General features: G+C 38.4%; 16 protein-coding genes. 15 read left to right on the top strand and 1 reads right to left on the bottom strand.

Annotated features, from left to right (window positions below):
* The first annotated feature begins 7 nt into the window (after positions 1–7).
* From QE450_RS19500 to QE450_RS19485, 4 genes are all read left to right on the top strand, one after another.
* Positions 8–604 (top strand): ECF transporter S component, encoded by a 597-nt coding sequence (locus tag QE450_RS19500; protein ID WP_274172851.1) that lies wholly within the window; start codon positions 8–10, stop codon positions 602–604.
* Positions 582–2,180 (top strand): ABC transporter ATP-binding protein, encoded by a 1,599-nt coding sequence (locus QE450_RS19495; RefSeq protein WP_307301477.1) that lies wholly within the window; start codon positions 582–584, stop codon positions 2,178–2,180. The genes QE450_RS19500 and QE450_RS19495 overlap by 23 nt, the downstream gene beginning before the upstream one ends.
* The gene (locus QE450_RS19490) at positions 2,177–2,926 is read left to right on the top strand and encodes an energy-coupling factor transporter transmembrane component T family protein (protein WP_307301475.1); all 750 of its coding nucleotides are present in this window, start codon (positions 2,177–2,179) and stop codon (positions 2,924–2,926) included. The genes QE450_RS19495 and QE450_RS19490 overlap by 4 nt, the downstream gene beginning before the upstream one ends.
* An 89-nt stretch (positions 2,927–3,015) precedes the next feature.
* Positions 3,016–4,053, top strand: coding sequence for a hypothetical protein (locus QE450_RS19485; protein ID WP_307301473.1), 1,038 nt, complete (start codon positions 3,016–3,018; stop codon positions 4,051–4,053).
* A 78-nt stretch (positions 4,054–4,131) separates the two neighbouring features.
* Here the strand turns inward: QE450_RS19485 and QE450_RS19480 are convergent, their stop codons facing one another.
* Positions 4,132–4,509 (bottom strand): nuclear transport factor 2 family protein, encoded by a 378-nt coding sequence (locus tag QE450_RS19480; RefSeq protein WP_307301471.1) that lies wholly within the window; start codon positions 4,507–4,509, stop codon positions 4,132–4,134.
* Positions 4,510–4,679: 170 nt separating this feature from the next.
* On the opposite strand from QE450_RS19480, the gene QE450_RS19475 reads away from it, so the two are divergent.
* From QE450_RS19475 to QE450_RS19425, 11 genes are all read left to right on the top strand, one after another.
* Entirely contained in the window at positions 4,680–4,997 is a 318-nt protein-coding gene (locus QE450_RS19475; RefSeq protein WP_273614165.1) for an ArsR/SmtB family transcription factor, read from the top strand.
* 43 nt (positions 4,998–5,040) lie between these two features.
* Complete coding sequence (rlmN, locus tag QE450_RS19470) at positions 5,041–6,141, top strand: dual-specificity RNA methyltransferase RlmN (protein WP_274171434.1); 1,101 nt, start codon at positions 5,041–5,043, stop codon at positions 6,139–6,141.
* 154 nt (positions 6,142–6,295) lie between these two features.
* Positions 6,296–8,113: a sensor histidine kinase gene (locus QE450_RS19465; protein WP_307301466.1), complete on the top strand. Its 1,818-nt coding sequence runs from the start codon at positions 6,296–6,298 to the stop codon at positions 8,111–8,113.
* Positions 8,103–9,428: a response regulator transcription factor gene (locus QE450_RS19460; RefSeq protein ID WP_307301464.1), complete on the top strand. Its 1,326-nt coding sequence runs from the start codon at positions 8,103–8,105 to the stop codon at positions 9,426–9,428. Before QE450_RS19465 ends, QE450_RS19460 begins: the two co-directional genes overlap by 11 nt.
* Positions 9,429–9,629: 201 nt before the next feature.
* Positions 9,630–11,012 carry a carbohydrate ABC transporter substrate-binding protein gene (locus tag QE450_RS19455; protein ID WP_307301462.1) on the top strand — a complete coding sequence of 461 codons (1,383 nt, stop codon included), beginning with the start codon at positions 9,630–9,632 and terminating at the stop codon, positions 11,010–11,012.
* Positions 11,013–11,072: 60 nt separating this feature from the next.
* Positions 11,073–11,957 carry a carbohydrate ABC transporter permease gene (locus tag QE450_RS19450; protein ID WP_307301460.1) on the top strand — a complete coding sequence of 295 codons (885 nt, stop codon included), beginning with the start codon at positions 11,073–11,075 and terminating at the stop codon, positions 11,955–11,957.
* Position 11,958: 1 nt separating this feature from the next.
* Positions 11,959–12,852: a carbohydrate ABC transporter permease gene (locus QE450_RS19445; protein WP_273614159.1), complete on the top strand. Its 894-nt coding sequence runs from the start codon at positions 11,959–11,961 to the stop codon at positions 12,850–12,852.
* 34 nt (positions 12,853–12,886) lie between these two features.
* Positions 12,887–14,641 carry a glycoside hydrolase family 35 protein gene (locus tag QE450_RS19440; protein WP_307301457.1) on the top strand — a complete coding sequence of 585 codons (1,755 nt, stop codon included), beginning with the start codon at positions 12,887–12,889 and terminating at the stop codon, positions 14,639–14,641.
* A 58-nt stretch (positions 14,642–14,699) separates the two neighbouring features.
* A complete protein-coding gene (locus tag QE450_RS19435) occupies positions 14,700–16,115 on the top strand; it encodes an alpha-L-fucosidase (protein WP_307301455.1) in 1,416 nt (471 codons plus the stop codon).
* A gap of 216 nt (positions 16,116–16,331) precedes the next feature.
* A complete protein-coding gene (locus QE450_RS19430) occupies positions 16,332–17,447 on the top strand; it encodes a glycosyl hydrolase family 8 (RefSeq protein WP_307301454.1) in 1,116 nt (371 codons plus the stop codon).
* Positions 17,448–18,353, top strand: a complete 906-nt coding sequence (locus QE450_RS19425) for a GGDEF domain-containing protein (RefSeq protein ID WP_307301452.1) — start codon at positions 17,448–17,450, stop codon at positions 18,351–18,353.
* Positions 18,354–18,370: the final 17 nt, after the last annotated feature.

The following is an 18,370-nucleotide window of genomic DNA, read 5'->3' as shown; positions in this document are numbered from 1 at the left end:
AATCTCTATGACATGGAAAATGAAAGAAGTGGTGTTGACTGTTATTCTGGCGGTGGCTTGTGGCGTTATTTATCTAGGATGGTCGACATTATGGATACCGATCTCTGCATTAGTGGGGCCTGTAGGTGCAGGATTTATGTTCGGCATCTGGATTATTGCAAGCCCGATTGTAGCTTATATTATTCGTAAGCCAGGGGCGGCATTGATTGCTGAAGTAGCGGCGGCGGCTGTAGAGCTGTTAACAGGTAGCCATTTTGGATTATCTGCTTTATTGATCGGTGTGTTTCAAGGGATTGGAGCAGAGATTGCTTTTGCTGTATTTGGCTACAAACGTTATAACTTAATGACATTAATGTTATCAGGAGCGCTGGCGGCAGTAGGTGGAGTGTTGTATAACGTTATCGCTAATGGATTCGGCTATTACACCACACAAGTATTGATTACGACTCTGGTTATTCAAGTGATCAGTGGAATGATTTTAGGTGGATGGTTAGCCAAAATTATTGTAGAAGCTTTGTGCAAAACAGGGGTGCTAGATCAATACGAAATTATGAAAGTACGGCGGAAGAAGGGAAATGCGAATGGAATCGCTTCTAGGGTGTAAAGACCTGTCAGTACGTTTTTATCAGCGAGAAGAAAATGTATTAACAGACATTCATTTATCGATTTCACGTGGAGAAAAAGTATTGATTCTCGGGCCAAGTGGTAGTGGCAAGTCGACGCTATTATCTGCATTGTCCGGTATTATTCCTGAACATGTAGAAGCTGAAGTGGAAGGCGAGATTCAGTTAGCCCCTCAATGTGGCGTGATGTTTCAAGACCCGGATTCGCAGTTCTGTATGCTTCATGTGGATGAAGAGATTGCTTTTAGCTTGGAAAATCGCTCTATTCCGCGTGCTCAGATGGACACTATGATAGATACGGTGATGAAGCAAGTCGGTCTGAATATAGATCGGCATACCGCTATTGAGACACTATCTGGAGGTATGAAGCAACGGCTAGCGCTAGCGTGTCTGTTAGCGCTTGAACCGGAAGTTCTTTTTTTCGATGAACCGACAGCACAACTTGATCCGATCAGTCGCAAAGAAATTTTTCAATTGCTACATGACCTAGCTGATCATTACGGACAGACGATGGTATTTGTAGAACATACATTAGATGGGTGTATTGAGTGGATGGATACAGTCATTTTAATGAATGCACAAGGGCGTATTATGGCTCAAGGCAAGCCAGCAGAGATGATCGAGCGGTATCGTGCAGAGATGGAAGAAGCTGGCATATGGCAACCTCAATTATTCCCGTATACATGGGAAGATGTACAAGATCATCCGTCTCATCCATTAGCGAAGCAGTTGCAACAGACACTACAACAACGCCGTACAGCTACACTACATGCAGATACAACCGACAATCATACACCTGATATCATAGTTACCGAACAACTGGAGATCGGGTATCGTCAAAAATCTGTTATGAGCGATATGAATATCTCGATTCAGTCAGGGAAATGGGTAGCGATTGTCGGAGCTAACGGAAGTGGGAAAAGTACATTTCTCAAAAGCTTAATTCGGTTAGAACGTATTCGTAGTGGTCAGCTTTCTTTTCAACATAAATTATTAAAAAAATGGAGTGATCGTGATCTGTATGAGCAAGCAGGATTTGTTTTTCAAAATCCTGAACTGCAATTTGTAACCGATACGGTGTTTGACGAGATCGCTTTTGGCGGACGACAACGGAATTGGTCAGAAGAGGAAGTAACCTCCAAAACGATACAATTGTTGCAAGAATTCGGCTTAGAAGCTTATCAAGATCAACATCCATTTACACTTAGTCTGGGACAAAAAAGGCGCTTGAGCGTAGCCACTATGCTGTTATTCGATCAGTCGTTACTTCTATTAGATGAACCTACATTCGGGCAAGATGCTAAAACATCGGCTGAATTAATCAAGCGACTGCAACAACGGCAGGAGCAAGGAACAACGATTGTGATGGTCACGCATGATATGGATCTGGTGGATGAATACGCCGATACCGTGATTTTGTTTGATCAGGGCAAAGTGATCTACAATGGAGCACCTTATCATCTCTTTGCTAATCCAGAACACATCGGGGATCATGCGATTATCCCTCCACTTCATTACCGGTTGCTACAGCCACAGAAGGAGCGGAGTATTGTATGAAAAGCAATCATTCGTGGTTATCCACCTTGAATCCGACGATCAAGTTGGTGACTCATTTGTTAGTGATGTGCGTATTGATGGCAGTCACTGATCCTCGTATCACTTTAGCGATCTGGTTAGTAGCACTGGTGATTGGACTGACTTTGGGTGGTTGGCGGATTGCTTATTTACTCAAACGATTATTGCCGTACATGATCTTTTTTGTAATGATTTTCTGGATGATGGCGGCATTTGGTAAAGGTGAGCATACTATCTGGCAATGGGGATGGTTCCATATTACTGAAGAAAGTCTGAATAATGGTCTAATGATTGCACTGCGGATGCTTGGATTTGTTACGTATGGACTGTTGTTCACATCGACCACCGATCTTACTGCTATGATTATGAGTCTGGTTCATCAATGTAGATTATCGCCAAAGTGGGCTTATGGACTGTTAGCTGGATTTCGCTTTATTCCTTTGTTCCAGACAGAACTGGCTCAAATGAAATCGGCGCATAAGATTAGAGGGTATAAGCAGAAGAATAGCTGGAAATCTTTTATCCGTTATGCGTTACCACTATTCACGCAAGGTATTCGCAAGTCTGAACGAATAGCGATAGCGATGGAAGCACGCGGATTCACAGGCACACGTCAGCGTACCTATTATCTAACTCCACAATTAGCAGGCAGAGATTTGATTTATATTTTTTCATTAGTAATTTTTATAATTATATTACAATTTTATTCTTATACTCTAAATAATTGAAGTATATAATAAGATAAAGGAGATATACATATCTGCTTTATCTTATTATTAAAAAAAAATACTAATAGTATTCAGAAAAGAGTGATAAAGTGAGAGAATCATTATTAAAAAATGTGGAAAATATAATTTCTTTTGATATTGAAAATTTTAACAATAGTTACGAATTAAAAGATATTAATTTTAAAGTTTGTAAAAAATTTATAAATTTTCTTGCTAATCTTTCTAAATTAGAGAATAAAAATGAAATTTGGATTACTATGAGAGGTTTTTCGTTAAGAGATAATAATAATAGGTTTTCTTCACAAGAACACTGCGAGTTTAAAAATAGCCTTTTAAATAATTTTTTTGTTGTTGGACAAAAAGCTGCTTTTTATTTACAAGAAATAGGAGATGAAGTGAAAGGAATAAATACATATTCTGTAAAAGATGAACAAAAATTAAAAGAGGATATTAAAATGCTATTTGATGAATCGATTACGATCTTATCAGATATCAAACCCGAATATGTTCAAAATTTTAAAAGTAAATTTAAAAAATACGAAAATGAAAATTCACTTGATAAGTTACATTATAATAAAAATTTTTTAATAGCTTTTTTGCATAATATTGGCGGTAGATGGTCTGGAAAACCTTACAGTCCTATGATATCTGTAACATATGGTGATAATAAAAAAGAAACTGCAAAGAAATTTGCCACAAAGAATTCAAGATCAGGACCCGAAAATGATGGGTTTATAATATTAAGTTACACAATTCAGGATAATAGAGTTTATGAGAAACTTACAAAAGATTTAAATGAGGAATTAAATAAATTAGGATTAGAATGGTATCAAGATACACATAATGAAATTATTACTATGGATGGTATAATGCCTCACAAAATAATTGGTTTATTTGAAATATCTAAAAATGAAAATAAAGAAATTTTTATTATGAATCCATGGTTGCAAAAAATGTTTATAGAAGATAGAAAATTCGATTATAAAAAAGGAATTAATATAAATCAAGAATATTTCGAAACTTACGCGCGTGAATTAGGCTACACCTCTTATGTTTCTCAAAGTAAAGAAAAAAGATATATTATTAATTTTGATGAAGATTATAAGAATATTAATTTAGGGTTTTGAGAAAAGATATATCATTCATAAAACGAGAAACATTATAATTATATTTTGAAATAATACTCAATTTAATCATAAAATGTATCAATAATTGCTAAAAGCATCTTGATTCTCCTGTACATTTTCCAAAAATACAATCTTACCTTCTTCATTCACACGAGCAATATCAATTCCTGTTTTAGCATAGACTTTTCCTTCACTTGACATGCCACATACTGCCCAGCGGGATTCGTAGGTTCCGTTGGTTTGCAGTTCCCACGGCTCATGCATATGTTTGATATCAATATTGTATTGATAGAATGTATCCATAAAAGTTTTGAACCCGTTACGTGTAGCTCCGTTCAGTACAATCTCTACATCTGGAATAAATAAATCCAATAATTGTTCCATCGCTTGTGGATCAGTACGTGAAGCATCGAATAAGCGGAAATAGTCGTTTAATGTTTGGATAGCTGTTGTCATTTGATAAGGCTCCTTTTTGATAAAAAAACATAATCTTGCTCTCATTGTATTTAATAGTTTGATGAAATTCGAACTGTTAAAGTGTATCATACATCTAACATAATAAATAGTTCGACCAAAATCGTACTTTTCAATTGATAGTTGCTCCAATAAATGATAAGTTGAAGAGTATGAAAATATTAGAAGCTACCCGACCGACACCGATCAAGCTTGTCGATGTATTCAGCGCACTAAGTGATCCTGTGCGATTGAAAATACTATTGTGTCTTGCACATCATGGAGAAAAAAGTTGTGCAGGTTTTCAAATGAGTCATATTTCCAAATCCACCTTGTCTCATCATGTTAAAATATTACGCGAAACGGGATTAATCCAATTACGCATTGATGGCAGACAACATTTTTATCGTATTTGCCAAAGTGAACTAGACACTCAATTTCCTGGATTGTTAGCATCTATTCTTCAAACGGAAGAAAAAGATCTACTCTAATCTGTTTTTCCTCAAATTTAATAGCTTTGAAAGAAGGTATACCATGAATAAACCATCCATTTATGGATTAACATTAGATCAATTATCGTCATGGCTTGGTGAGCGTGGACACAAGAAATTCCGCGCCGGTCAGGTCTGGGATTATTTGTATCGTCAGCGTGTAACCGAATTTAATGAAATGACTGAAGTGAATCCGGCTTGTACCGCTTTGCTTGCCGAGCATTTTGCAATTCAGACATTAACCGAACATGTGAAGCAAGAATCTGCTGATGGTACAGTGAAATTTCTGTTCCGTTTGGAAGATGGCAACTTGATCGAAACGGTATTGATGCGTCAGAAGTATGGTCAATCGGTCTGTGTAACCACTCAAGTAGGCTGTAATATCGGCTGTAGCTTTTGTGCAAGTGGTCTAATTAAGAAAAGTCGTGATCTAACCGCAGGTGAGATTGTAGAACAGATCATGAAAGTGCAATTTCATCTGGATGCAGCCGCGCAAGACCAATTGGTTACGCATATCGTAGTAATGGGAATCGGCGAACCATTTGATAACTTTGAAAATATGGTCGATTTCTTAAATATTGTGAAAGACCGCAAAGGTCTGGTAATTGCGCCTAAACGTATCACTGTCTCCACAAGTGGTCTGCCTGACAAAATCAGAGAATTTGCCGATAGTGATCTACAGGTGAATCTAGCTCTTTCTTTACATGCACCGAATAATGAACTGCGTACACGCATTATGAAAATTAATCGTGCTTATCCATTAGAGCAATTGATGTCTGCTGTAGAGTACTATTTAACCAAAACAAATCGCCGTATTATGCTAGAATACATTTTGCTACGTGATGTGAATGATCATCAAGAACATGCACAGCAATTGGCTGATCTAATCGCTCATATGAACAAGTCAGCCAGTGTGAATCTGATTCCATACAATCCAGTTGATGAGCATAGCCAGTATCAACGTAGTTCTCAAGAATCGATTATTACATTCTACGATACGTTGAAAAAGAATGGTGTGAACTGTACAGTTCGTCTGGAGCATGGAACAGATATTGATGCAGCTTGCGGACAATTGCGCAGTAAACAAATTAAAAAAGCAGCACAAGCGAAAAATGAAGACAATCCTGTTGTGGTTGGCTCATGATTCTAATGAACTAATAGAGTATGAAGATGAAATAAAGCAGGCTGTCGGTGAATTCCGACAGTCTTTTTTGCAATATATCATCTTGGTGTGATCTTGCAAGCGTTCTAATTTCTGCTATTATAGTATGAAAAATGATGCAAGAAGGTGTTCTGGTATGCCCTCTAATGCTAAATTGAAATGGTTCAAAAAATCCTCGTTCCTACTCCGTCATCTCTCAATCAAGCATCGCTTACTGATCGCTTTTCTGATTACTTCTCTTTTACCTGTCGTTATTGTCGCCTTTTACTCCAATCAAATCTATGAGACATCGACCACAACCAAGATCAGTGAGACATCTACACAGACATTAGATGAATTAGCTCGTAATATCGCTAGAGAACTGGAACAATACGAGACATTAAGTGAAAATATTATTATTAACCCTTCGATTCAGACAGGGCTAGCCAATTACAATCAGTTAACCGATCTGGACAAAAATGTGTTGCAAACGTTGATTCGCAAACAACTGGATCAGCAGATTTTCAGCTTTAGTAACCTTTCTAATGTCGTTATTATGACCAATACAGGCGCGGCTTTTTTCGATCTGGGCTATCAATGGTATCCAGGTAATCAATTAAGTGAAGTGATGACTCAAACAGAAGGCGTTGCTCGTAATGCGTATTGGTCTTACCTTCGTTCTAATCGTGGTACGCCAACATTAGCCCTCACCCGCAAAATCTATTCCGAAAATGATCTAAATTCATCTCTAGGTTATATTGTTCTTTGTTTTGATGAAAAAAGTTTTGCCCGTAATCTATATCAGTCTGTCAATCTAGGAAAAGGTAGTAGTATCTACATAACCAATGATAATGGAATGGTGATTTCTTCGTTGAATCCAACGATTGCACAAGGCAATATTTTTCACAAAGATATCATATCCAAAATGATCAGCGCACAACATCAAGGCAAATCTGAAGCATTTGAATCAACGATTTTGAATACAAAAATGTTGGTGACCAGTGCAGAGATTCAGATGGCAAATTGGCATATTATCGGCTTGATTCCTCATTCTTTTATCGTGTCAGAACTTACCGGATTACGAAATCATATTATTGCGTTATGTCTATTGACGTTACTATTGTCTGCTATCGTATCTATGTGGATATATTTTAGTATTAGTTCGCCGATGCGTTCGCTTTTATTATTTGCCAAACGGGTAGATCGTGGGAAGTTAGACGGAATGCCTCAACAAGGGCCTTATCCAGATGAAATGCAGCAATTAACATCAACTATCTACAACATGGTAGATAGACTCAAACAATTGATCGTGCAGATCCAGACCGAACAGCAAGCCAAAAGGGAAGCAGAACTCAAAATGCTACAAGCTCAAATTAATCCTCACTTTTTATTTAATACATTAAATTCGCTGAAATGGAGTGCAATGCTCAGTGGCAATGCTTCGCTAACACAGGGGATTGGCTCATTATCTGAATTGCTTCACAATACGATTCTAGTCAAAGAAGAAATGATCCCGTTAGCGAAAGAAATTGAAAATGTACAACATTATGCAAATATTCAGCGTATTCGTTATGGTGATTCATTTCATCTGGAAGTGCAGTTACACGAAGACACCGCTACATGGATGGTACCCAAATTTATTTTACAGCCGATTGTCGAAAATTCGATCTTGCATGCTGGAGCAGATGAGCATGCTAAAGTAAATATTCGAATAGAAGCCAGTCTGTCTGATCAAGGAATACAGATTCTTATCTGCGACAATGGCAAAGGATTTGACCAGACCGAACAACGTCAACAGACAGTATTATATCGCTCATTATCTGGAATAGGTATTACAAATGTACATGAACGAATCAGGCTTCATTATGGAGAACCTTATGGTCTAATCACACATAGTAGAATTAATTATGGAACAACGACTGAGATTACATTACCTAAGCGAGATCGTACAAAGGAGGACAAAAATGATGTATAAAGTGTTGATTGTTGATGATGAGTTAATTGTTCGTCATGCTGTAAAAACGCTTATTCATTGGGAAGGTAGTCGATTTGAATATGCGGGGTCATGTTCGAATGGACGTACTGCGCTTGAACTTATCGCACAGACTGATATTGATATTGTGATTACCGATATCAAGATGCCTGATATGGATGGGATAGCGCTTATTAAGCAATTACGAGCTGATCAGTATCATGGAGAGATCTTAGTATTAAGCAACTACAATGATTTTGAATTGGTACGTGAAGCACTCAAACATAGTGCACATGATTATATGCTCAAATTAACATTGCAGACAGATAACTTTATGCAAGTGCTTGAAGAAATGGCTGCTAAAATAGATCAAAAAGAACCCGTACTCCAAAAAAATACATCTCTCAGTATCGCTGACCCTGTAGAATATAGTGATTTTCAGCAGCAATTATTGGAGATATGCGGTATAGATCATTCCGCTATCCAGTTACTTCAACGTGCAGAGATCAATACACAATCATCTACATCTTCAGACTCTTCTTATCGTCCATTGGATATCGAGCGACAACTCCTCTTTTTATTTGCAGTCAATATCGAACAAGCTAATGCTAACGACAATCTATTGAATGCAGCTCAACGCTTAAAGTCAGCTTTATCTGGATTGTCAGATGAACTTTTTTCCAATAGTCATCATGTAATGTTAGCTGAACTGAACAATCATCAATTTATTGTAGGCGTAACTTGTGAAAAAAGTTCTTCGTTAATATCTGCGAATCCATCCTCTTGGAGTGAAACAATAGCGCAACGGCTGATCAGTTTATCTAACATGTATTACAATATTCCTTTACAGATTGTGTACACGATAGGAGCAAGTAATGAGCATGAACTCAGACAACATATCCAGTACTGTCTAAATATCGAAGAATCCCCTCTACCTTTAGCAATAAAGCCAACACCCCATAGATTAAGTCCGTCTCATTCCGATCATAAAGCGATGATTCGGCCAGAAGTACAAAAAGTGATCGATTATTTGCAGACTTATTATGCAGAACGTATTCATTTATCTGAAATTGCGGCTTATGTGAATCTGTCTGAACCTTATTTGTGTCAGGTATTTAAAGTAGAAATAGGGCAAAGTATTCTAACATATCTAAACGATATTCGAATGAATCATGCGTATCAAATGCTATCCTCAGGACAATGGCTGGTCAAACAGGTAGCGTTAGAAGTAGGTATTCATGATCCATTTTATTTCAATCGCTTGTTTAAAAAACGTTATGGAATCTCACCTAAACAGATAAAACCTGTCTTATCATGATAGATAAAAATAAAAAAACTAGATGATTTTATGTATGATCATAAAATTGTCTAATTTTTTGTTCATCGTATATAAAAAAACTAAAAATCATCTATAAGGTTTACCTGTATTGTACATTTTACTATCATCAGAACCCTTCTATACTGAATACATGCAGCGTCGCTTCTATCCAGAAGCTCATTATATAAATGGGGTGAATGTATGAAGGGGATCAAAACATTAAATATGTTAAGTGCAGTTGTATTGTCATTTTCGTTGTTGGCTGGATGTGGGGGTAATGCAAGCAGTACAGATAAAAGCACTCAAGCAGCCAATAGCCAATTTGCTGATCCAGACCTCAATATCGCTGTTTTTCAAGGAGGATATGGACGGGAATACTGGGATACGATTGCAGAAGACTTTATGAAAGATTATCCGGGAACCAAGATCAATATTACCGCCAGTCCCAAAATCGCTGAATTGATTCGCCCCAAAATTGTAGCCGGTAATCCGCCAGATTTAATGTATATTGCAGGCAGCGATAATACATCATTGCTAGATGGTTTGGTCAAAGACCATGCTTTACTAGATTTAACCGATGTGTTTGATAGCACGCCAAAAGGAGAAACACAGCCGCTCAAAAATAAAATTCTACTGGGTGCTTTAGAATCCAGAGCGATGGCTCCTTATGGAGATGGCAAAGTGTATGCTGCCCCGTTTAACTTTGGTGTAATGGGATTGTGGTATAACAAAACTCTTTTTAAACAAAAAGGAATTGAAGTTCCAAAAACATGGGATGAATTGTTAGCACTCAATACAACAGCACAACAAAATAATAGAGCGCTATTTACGTATCAAGGGTTATATCCAGGTTATCTGGAAGAAATCATTGTACCTTCGATCTATAGTGTGAGTAAGCAGACAGGATTAACTGATTTTTTTGATTACAATCCTGCATTTTGGACAAGTGATACATTCCGTCAGGTATGGGGTGTACTGGAAAAGATCGCTACCGAAGATAACGGATTGATGAAAGGTACAGTCGCTTTGAATCATACACAAGCACAGACTGAATTTATGCAAGGTCATGCGATGTTTATTCCGAACGGCACATGGTTTGAAGATGAAATGAAAGATGCTCCGCGTGAAGAAGGATTTGAGTTTGGATTTCTAGGCGTACCTGCTTTTAAAAAAGGTGATCCGGTTACAGCGATGACCAGTGTAGAGCAGATTGTTATTCCAGCCAAAGCCAAAAATCCAGAATTAGCTAAAGCCTTTTTATCGTATCTGTATACTGATAAAAGTGTAAAACTCAATGCTGAAAAATCAAAAGGAATCCTTGCTGTTAAAGGAGCACCTGATCTGGTCAAAGAGTATATTTCTGATACGACTTACAATGTCTACAAAACAGTCGATAGCGGTATGGTAGCCATAAACGGTTCGTTTAAATCGGTAGCTAAAGGTAGCAAATACAATCCAAGCGAAGAAGTGTATAATCCTATTTCTTCATTGATGAATAAGCAGATGACATTAGATCAATATAGTGCGCAAATGACCAAATTATATACTGAACTGAATCAAGAGTTAGTGAATAATACACCATAAGTAAAAACTAAGGAGGGCGATAACATCGTCCTCTTTGATCGAAAGGAGTCTTCGCATCCTATGAAAATGAAGACAAGACGGCGCTGGTTTTTATTATTTTGTTTGTTGCCCGGACTGTTATTGCTTACGTTGTTTAAGTTGTATCCTACGGTCGAAGTATTCCAGAAATCTTTTTACTTATGGACAGGTATCGGAGATGAGCCGAAATGGGTAGGGCTACAAAACTTTATCGACTTATTCAATGATGATGTATTTTTGTTATCGTTACGCAATACCGGATTTTTGATGTTAGTGGTACCTGTATTGACGTTATTTATCGCATTGATTAATGCATCGATTCTGACACGTTCCAAATTGAAAGAACGTGGACTTTATCGCACTTTATTTTTCTTTCCCAGTATTTTATCTTTTGTCGTCATTGCTATTCTATGGTCGTTTATTTATCATCCGACGATTGGATTTCTCAATTCAGGGCTTGATTTGATCGGATTAAGTAGCTGGGCGCTTCCGTGGTTAGGCGATGAACGGACAGTATTGTGGGCGTTAGCAATCACGATGATCTGGCAAGCGGTTGGTTATTATATGGTGATGTATATGGCAGGAATTGATAGTATATCTCCTGATTTGTATGAAGCAGCAGGTATAGATGGAGCTACCCCAATTCAGCAGTTTATTCATATTACGATTCCGATGTTATGGGAAATTATTCGAATTACGATTATTTTCAGTATTAACGGTGTGCTTACAATTAGCTTTATTATCGTATCGATTATGACAGGCGGAGGGCCAAATCGTCATTCCGAAGTAATTATGACGTATCTGTACAGTCAGGCTTTTTCCAATTCCAATTTTGGATATGCGATGGCGATTGGTGTATTTGTGTTTGTAATGTCGTTTTTGTTAGCGATTTTAAGCAACCGTTTAACACGAAGGGAGGCACCTTAACATGTCGATGACAGCCAACTTTGAAAGCGGGAGCACAAAGCCTAAGGTTAGTGTATCCAAAACACCACTGCGCTGGGTAGGTCATATCGTGTTACGTATTTTTTTGATCATACAGGCATTAATCGTCGTTTATCCTTTGATCTGGAATGTATTAGCTTCGTTCAAAACAAATACAGAAGTGATGGAAAGTCCGTGGAGCTTACCGAAGACATTGAACTGGGAAAATTATGTGAATGCTTTTACTACTGCTCGTATTGGTGATTATATGCTGAATTCGGTATTAGTGGTTGCGATGTCGATGGTTATTCTGTTAGCTGTAGCTTTACCGACAGCGTATGCGTTAGGTAGAATGCAATTTAGAGGCAGAGGATTGATTACGAATCTGTATATGGCAGGGTTGTTTATCGGAGGTGCGTATATTATTGTACCGCTATTTATTCTGATGAATAATCTACATATGCTGGATAATCGCTTCTGGCTAAGTGCAGTCTATGCAACAGGTAGCCTTTCTTTTTCTGTCTATCTGATGATTGGATTTATGAAGTCGATTCCACAAGATTTTGAAGAAGCGGCGCTGATTGATGGAGCAGGATATATGAATATTTTGTTCCGTATTATTTTACCGATTACACGTCCTGCGATTGTAACTCTGGTGGTATTCGGCTTTTTTGACTTCTGGAATGAATATGTATTGGCATTAACATTAGTCACAAGTGATGAGAAAAAAACGATTCCGATCGGGCTGGCTAATCTGATGCAGATTCAACAATATGCGACAGATTGGGGTTCTCTGTTTGCAGGATTAGTAATTGTATTGATTCCTACCGTCATTGTCTATGCATTATTGCAGAAAAGATTAACCGAAGGCATGATGATGGGCGGGGTCAAAGGTTGATCGCAGTAGATCAGATCATAGGGAGGAAGCGCTGTTGAACACTTTTGAAGTTGTTGGCAATGACTTTGTCTATAACGGTCAGCCGATTCGTCTGCTGTCTGGTGCAATACATTATTTTCGCATTGTGCCTGAATACTGGGAAGATCGGTTGCTCAAGTTAAAAGCTCTCGGCTTAAATACAGTGGAGACGTATATTCCATGGAATCTACATGAACCACAAGAAGGTGTTTTTGATTTTACAGGTATCGCAGATGTTGTAGCTTTTATTCAATTAGCCGGATCATTAGGATTGCATGTGATTGTTAGACCGAGCCCTTATATTTGTGCAGAATGGGAATTTGGAGGATTGCCTGCATGGTTGCTTGCTGATCAGAATATGCGACTGCGTAGTTATGATATATCTTATCTGGATAAAGTAGATGCTTATTATGATATGTTATTACCGCTTCTTCAACCTTTGTTATGTACCAAAGGTGGGCCGATTATAGCGATGCAGATCGAAAATGAGTACGGAAGTTATGGCAACGATACAGCATATCTTCAATACATTCAAGAAGCAATGGTGATACGGGGAATGGATGTATTGTTGTTCACCTCAGATGGGCCGGAAGACTTTATGTTGCAGGGTGGGATGGTTCCCGGTGTACTGGCGACCGTTAATTTTGGATCGAATGCAACGTCTGCTTTTGCTAAGCTCAAGCAGTATCAACCGGATGCTCCACTTATGGTGATGGAGTTCTGGGATGGTTGGTTTGATCATTGGATGGAGCCTCATCAGACCCGTTCAGCACAAGATACAGCAGAGACTGTTGATGACATTTTGCGATATGAACAAGCTTCACTCAACTTCTATATGTTTCACGGAGGAACAAACTTTGGCTTTTACAATGGAGCCAATCATATTAAGCAGTACGAACCAACTGTAGGAAGTTATGATTATGGAGCTTTATTAAATGAACAGGGACAGCCAACAGATAAATTTTTTGCGGTTCGAGAAGTACTTGGTGAATATATAGATTTACCTGCATTGGAATTACCTGTACCGATCCCGACTGCTAATTATGGCACTGTAACTTTACATGAATATAGTCCTTTATTTCAGAATCTAGATGTGCTAACCACAGCGATTCATTCTTCTTCACCTGAACCGATGGAGAAGCTAGGGCAAGCGTATGGCTTTATTTTATATTCCACTATAGTCAAAGGGCCACGAACCGAAATGGAACTTATTCTTCAACAGGTAAGTGATCGGGCTATCGTATATGTAGATGAAACATATCAAGGGATTATCGAGCGCTGGACCCCGTCTAATCTTCCTTTAGAAGTACCAGAACAAGGTATACGTTTAGATATTCTAGTCGAAAATATGGGACGTATTAATTATGGCCCTTACTTGCGCGATCCTAAAGGGATTACGGAAGGTGTACGGCATGGCAATGCATTTCTATATGATTGGACGATCTATCCATTACCGCTACATTCGCTTAGCGACCTTATCTATACGCAGACAGAGACGCTATCAGCCCCACTTGATCAACCAGCTTTTTACCGTGGCATATTTCATGTACAATCTCCAGCCGATACATTTCTGAGAGTAGATGGTTGGGTCAAAGGGGTAGTATTTTTAAATGGATTTAATCTAGGTCGATACTGGCAAGTAGGGCCGCAGAAAACACTGTATATTCCTGCGCCATTGTTAAAGCAAGGCGATAATGAGTTAATCCTGTTCGAATTACATGGATATAAGCAATTGCAAGTACAGTTGGTGGATACTGCTGATCTAGGCTAGTAAAAAAAGATAACAGATCCGATATAGCATACTGATGATACGAAAGGAAGAACCACATATGGTGATTTCGATTGAACAAGCGGCTCATATCTATCCATCTGCCAGACAATTAGCCTGGCAAAAGTTAGAATTTTATAGCTTTATTCATTTTTCGATGAATACATTTACCGATAGGGAATGGGGAATGGGTGATGAGTCACCTGCGTTATTTAATCCAGAGCAATTGGATGCACAGCAATGGGTAGATGCTTGTCAGGCGGCAGGCATGAAAGGACTTATTCTGACGTGTAAGCATCATGATGGATTTTGCCTGTGGCCCAGTCAATATACAAATCATTCGGTACAGAGTAGTCCCTGGCGCAATGGACAAGGAGATCTGGTCAAAGAAGTATCCGAAGCTTGCCGCAAAGCAGGTCTGAAATTTGGGATTTACCTTTCTCCATGGGATCGTCATGAACCTACATATGGAGATTCTGAAGCCTACAACGATTATTTTGTACATCAGCTTGAAGAACTGTTAACTGGATATGGTGAATTATTTAGCGTATGGTTTGACGGGGCTTGTGGAGAAGGCAAGCAAGGGAAAAAACAAGTGTATGATTGGGATCGCTATTACGCAGTTATTCGCAGACTTCAACCACAAGCGGTGATTTCAGTATGTGGCCCCGATGTACGCTGGTGTGGTAATGAAGCAGGGCATACCCGTTCCTCCGAATGGAGTGTTGTACCTGCAAGCATGCAGGATAACGAAAAGATACAAGCCAACTCCCAAACTGAAGATAATGGAGAATTTGCTACATTGGTGCGCTCGGATCAGGACGATCTAGGCAGTCGCCATATGATTGCCGAAACAGAGCATTTGATCTGGTATCCTGCGGAAGTTAATACATCGATTCGCCCGGGCTGGTTTTATCATTCGGCTGAAGATGATCAGGTCAAAATATCCACAGAACTTATGGAATTATATGAAAGAATAGTAGGCGGGAATGCTTGCTTTTTGCTAAATATACCGCCTGATCGTAGAGGATTAATTCATGAACAAGATGTGTATGAGTTGCAACAACTAGGGGGAAAAATAAAGAATCATTATCAATACAATCTAGCTGAACATGCTCTAATTCAAGCATCTGATTCAGATCCAGAGCATCCTGCTCCTCTCGCTATCGATCTCGCGGAAGATACGTATTGGTGTACTCCCTATGGAACAGAGCAAGCTGAGATCGAACTGGATTTGGGCACAATCCAGACATTTCATCGAATCGTATTAATGGAACATATTGAGTCAGGGCAACGTATCGAGTCCTTTACGATTTCTTATCAGGATCGTCATCAAAAATGGATCGAATGTTATCATGGTTCCATTGTTGGATATAAGCATATTTGTCGTTTTTCAGATATTAGTGCACAGTATATTCGAATATCTATTGTCGAATCGCGTTATTGTCCAACATTACAATCGATAGAAGTGTATTAATCAACTAGACAGCTATCGAACGAGATTATATGATAAAACCAGATATTTCGTAGCATATGACTGCGAATGATCTGGTTTTTTGCTTTTCAAAATATAGCAGATGCATATATTGTCGAATTTTGATAGAAAAAAGTAACTATATCTTCAAGAGTAGCCGATAAATAAAGTAGAATACGTATATTTCTAAAGCAGAAATGTATGCAATAGGAGAAAGATATGAAAAGAGAGAAACATCATTTTCCGAAGAAATGGATATTACTTATGATAGGTTGTATCGCAGTTATTGTGATCATAGGCGGAGTGTATACATATCGTTCTCAACCAGAAGTCTCCCCTACAGCAGCGTTTATTACATCCCATATGGTCAATGAGAATGGGACGTTAGCGAGTCGTCTTTTACCCGCTACTTCGACAGATCCTGATATTGTAGCTGGTCGAGAAGCATTATCTGAATCGCTAGGATTGTGGATGCAATATGCGCTACTAACCGATGACTCCAAAAGTTTTGAACACAGTTATACGTTGTTACAACAGTATTTTTTGGATAAAAACAAGCATTATATTTACTGGAAATTAGAGCCGAACGGACAATCGAAAGTAAATACCAACGCACTTGGAGATGATCTACGCATCGTAGGCGCGCTGTTACAAGCATCTACCCAGTGGAAACAGCCTACTTATCATACAACTGCCAAGCAAATTGTCGATACGTTGCTTGCTTCAGATCAGCAACATGGTTATCTTGTCGATTATCATGATTTTGAACATGGATATTCCGCAGATGTACTCAGCCTAACGTATATTGATGTGCCTGCTTTGGAACAGATGAAGCAGACCAACATCATCACCACTCAAGAGTACACGAAGTACACCGATCTACTTCACAATACGCCCAATGATGGAGTCTTTTACCCCAGAACATACAGCGTAGCTACAGGCAAATACAACTATGACGATACGATTAATCTGATAGATCAACTGATTTTAGCGATCCATCGGAGTGAATTAGGTGAACCTTCCGATCAACTGATCGCTTTTATGAAAAAAGAATTTGAGCAGAATCATAAGTTAGCCGGACGCTATAAGCGTGCTGATCAGACCGCAGATGTAGCATATGAATCGCCAGCAGTGTACGGACTTGCGATTTTGTTAGCTTTACAGGAGAACGATCAGCAGTGGGCAGACCAATTATATGCACAAATGCTAACGATGAGAGGATGGGATCAAGCTTATCCGGGAGGCTATGTATTTGATGGAGATACTCATATTTTTGATGATTTATTTCCTCTTTTAGCAGAGACACATTTGCAGAAAGGCAGTGACACGAAGTAAATGAGAACAAGTCGAAAACGTAAAGAATTAAGTACCAACACCAGCATTATTAATCAAATGCGTTTGGGTTATATCATTTTGATTGTGCTGGCGATCGCACAGGAAGTGCTTGTGTTTTTTAATATTTATGCAGATGGTGGCTATAGCTTATTAGAGATCGCTTTGAATATAGGCGCAATGGTTGCATTGTTGTTCGGGTTTGTCGTTTCGATGGGCATTGCTGTAGTGGTTATTTTTATATTTATAGTGACCTATTTTGTATGGATGGTTACATATGCTCCAGTCAATACACTGATCTTTTTTGAACTATTTTTGATCCCGGCTAATATTCTGATTGCTGCTTTTATCAAATCGACGTTGATTCGTAATCAAAGAGTTAGCGAACGATTAGAAGACTTGCGCAAGCGTGATCCTGAAATTGATTTGTATACGACATTAGGCAACAAAAAAGCGTTAGAAGCTACTGTTATCAAACAGTCTAACCTGGCTAGACGTTATTCCAAAAATTATACATTTTCGATGGCGATGTTTAAGATTGAATTTCTAGCACTGGTACAAGAATCGTTAGGTAGCCAGCTCTATTCGCAATTTCTGTTGGAGTTGTCCGAGACGATTCAAAAACAAATTCGGTATGAAGATTATAAGTTCTCGATTGAAGATGGACGTTTTATTATTTTGTGTCCTATGACCGATCAACAGTATCTGCAATTGCTAACCGATCGTATCAAAAACGCTATGATGAATATCAAATTTTTAGATAAAAAAGGCAAAGAGTTGAAATTTGTCATTCGCGCTGGAGCATTCGTATTTCAAAAAGAACAATTCAGCACCTATGAAAATATTGATGGCATTATCTCTGCGCTAGAACGCAATACAGAAACCGATCTGATTGCAGAATATATTTAAATACATGTTTGTTCACA

The sequence above is a fragment of the Paenibacillus sp. SORGH_AS_0306 genome (genome assembly GCF_030819345.1).
GTDB classification, from domain to species: Bacteria; Bacillota; Bacilli; order Paenibacillales; family Paenibacillaceae; genus Saccharibacillus; species Saccharibacillus kyungheensis.
This window is presented reverse-complemented; position numbering and strand designations above follow the sequence as displayed.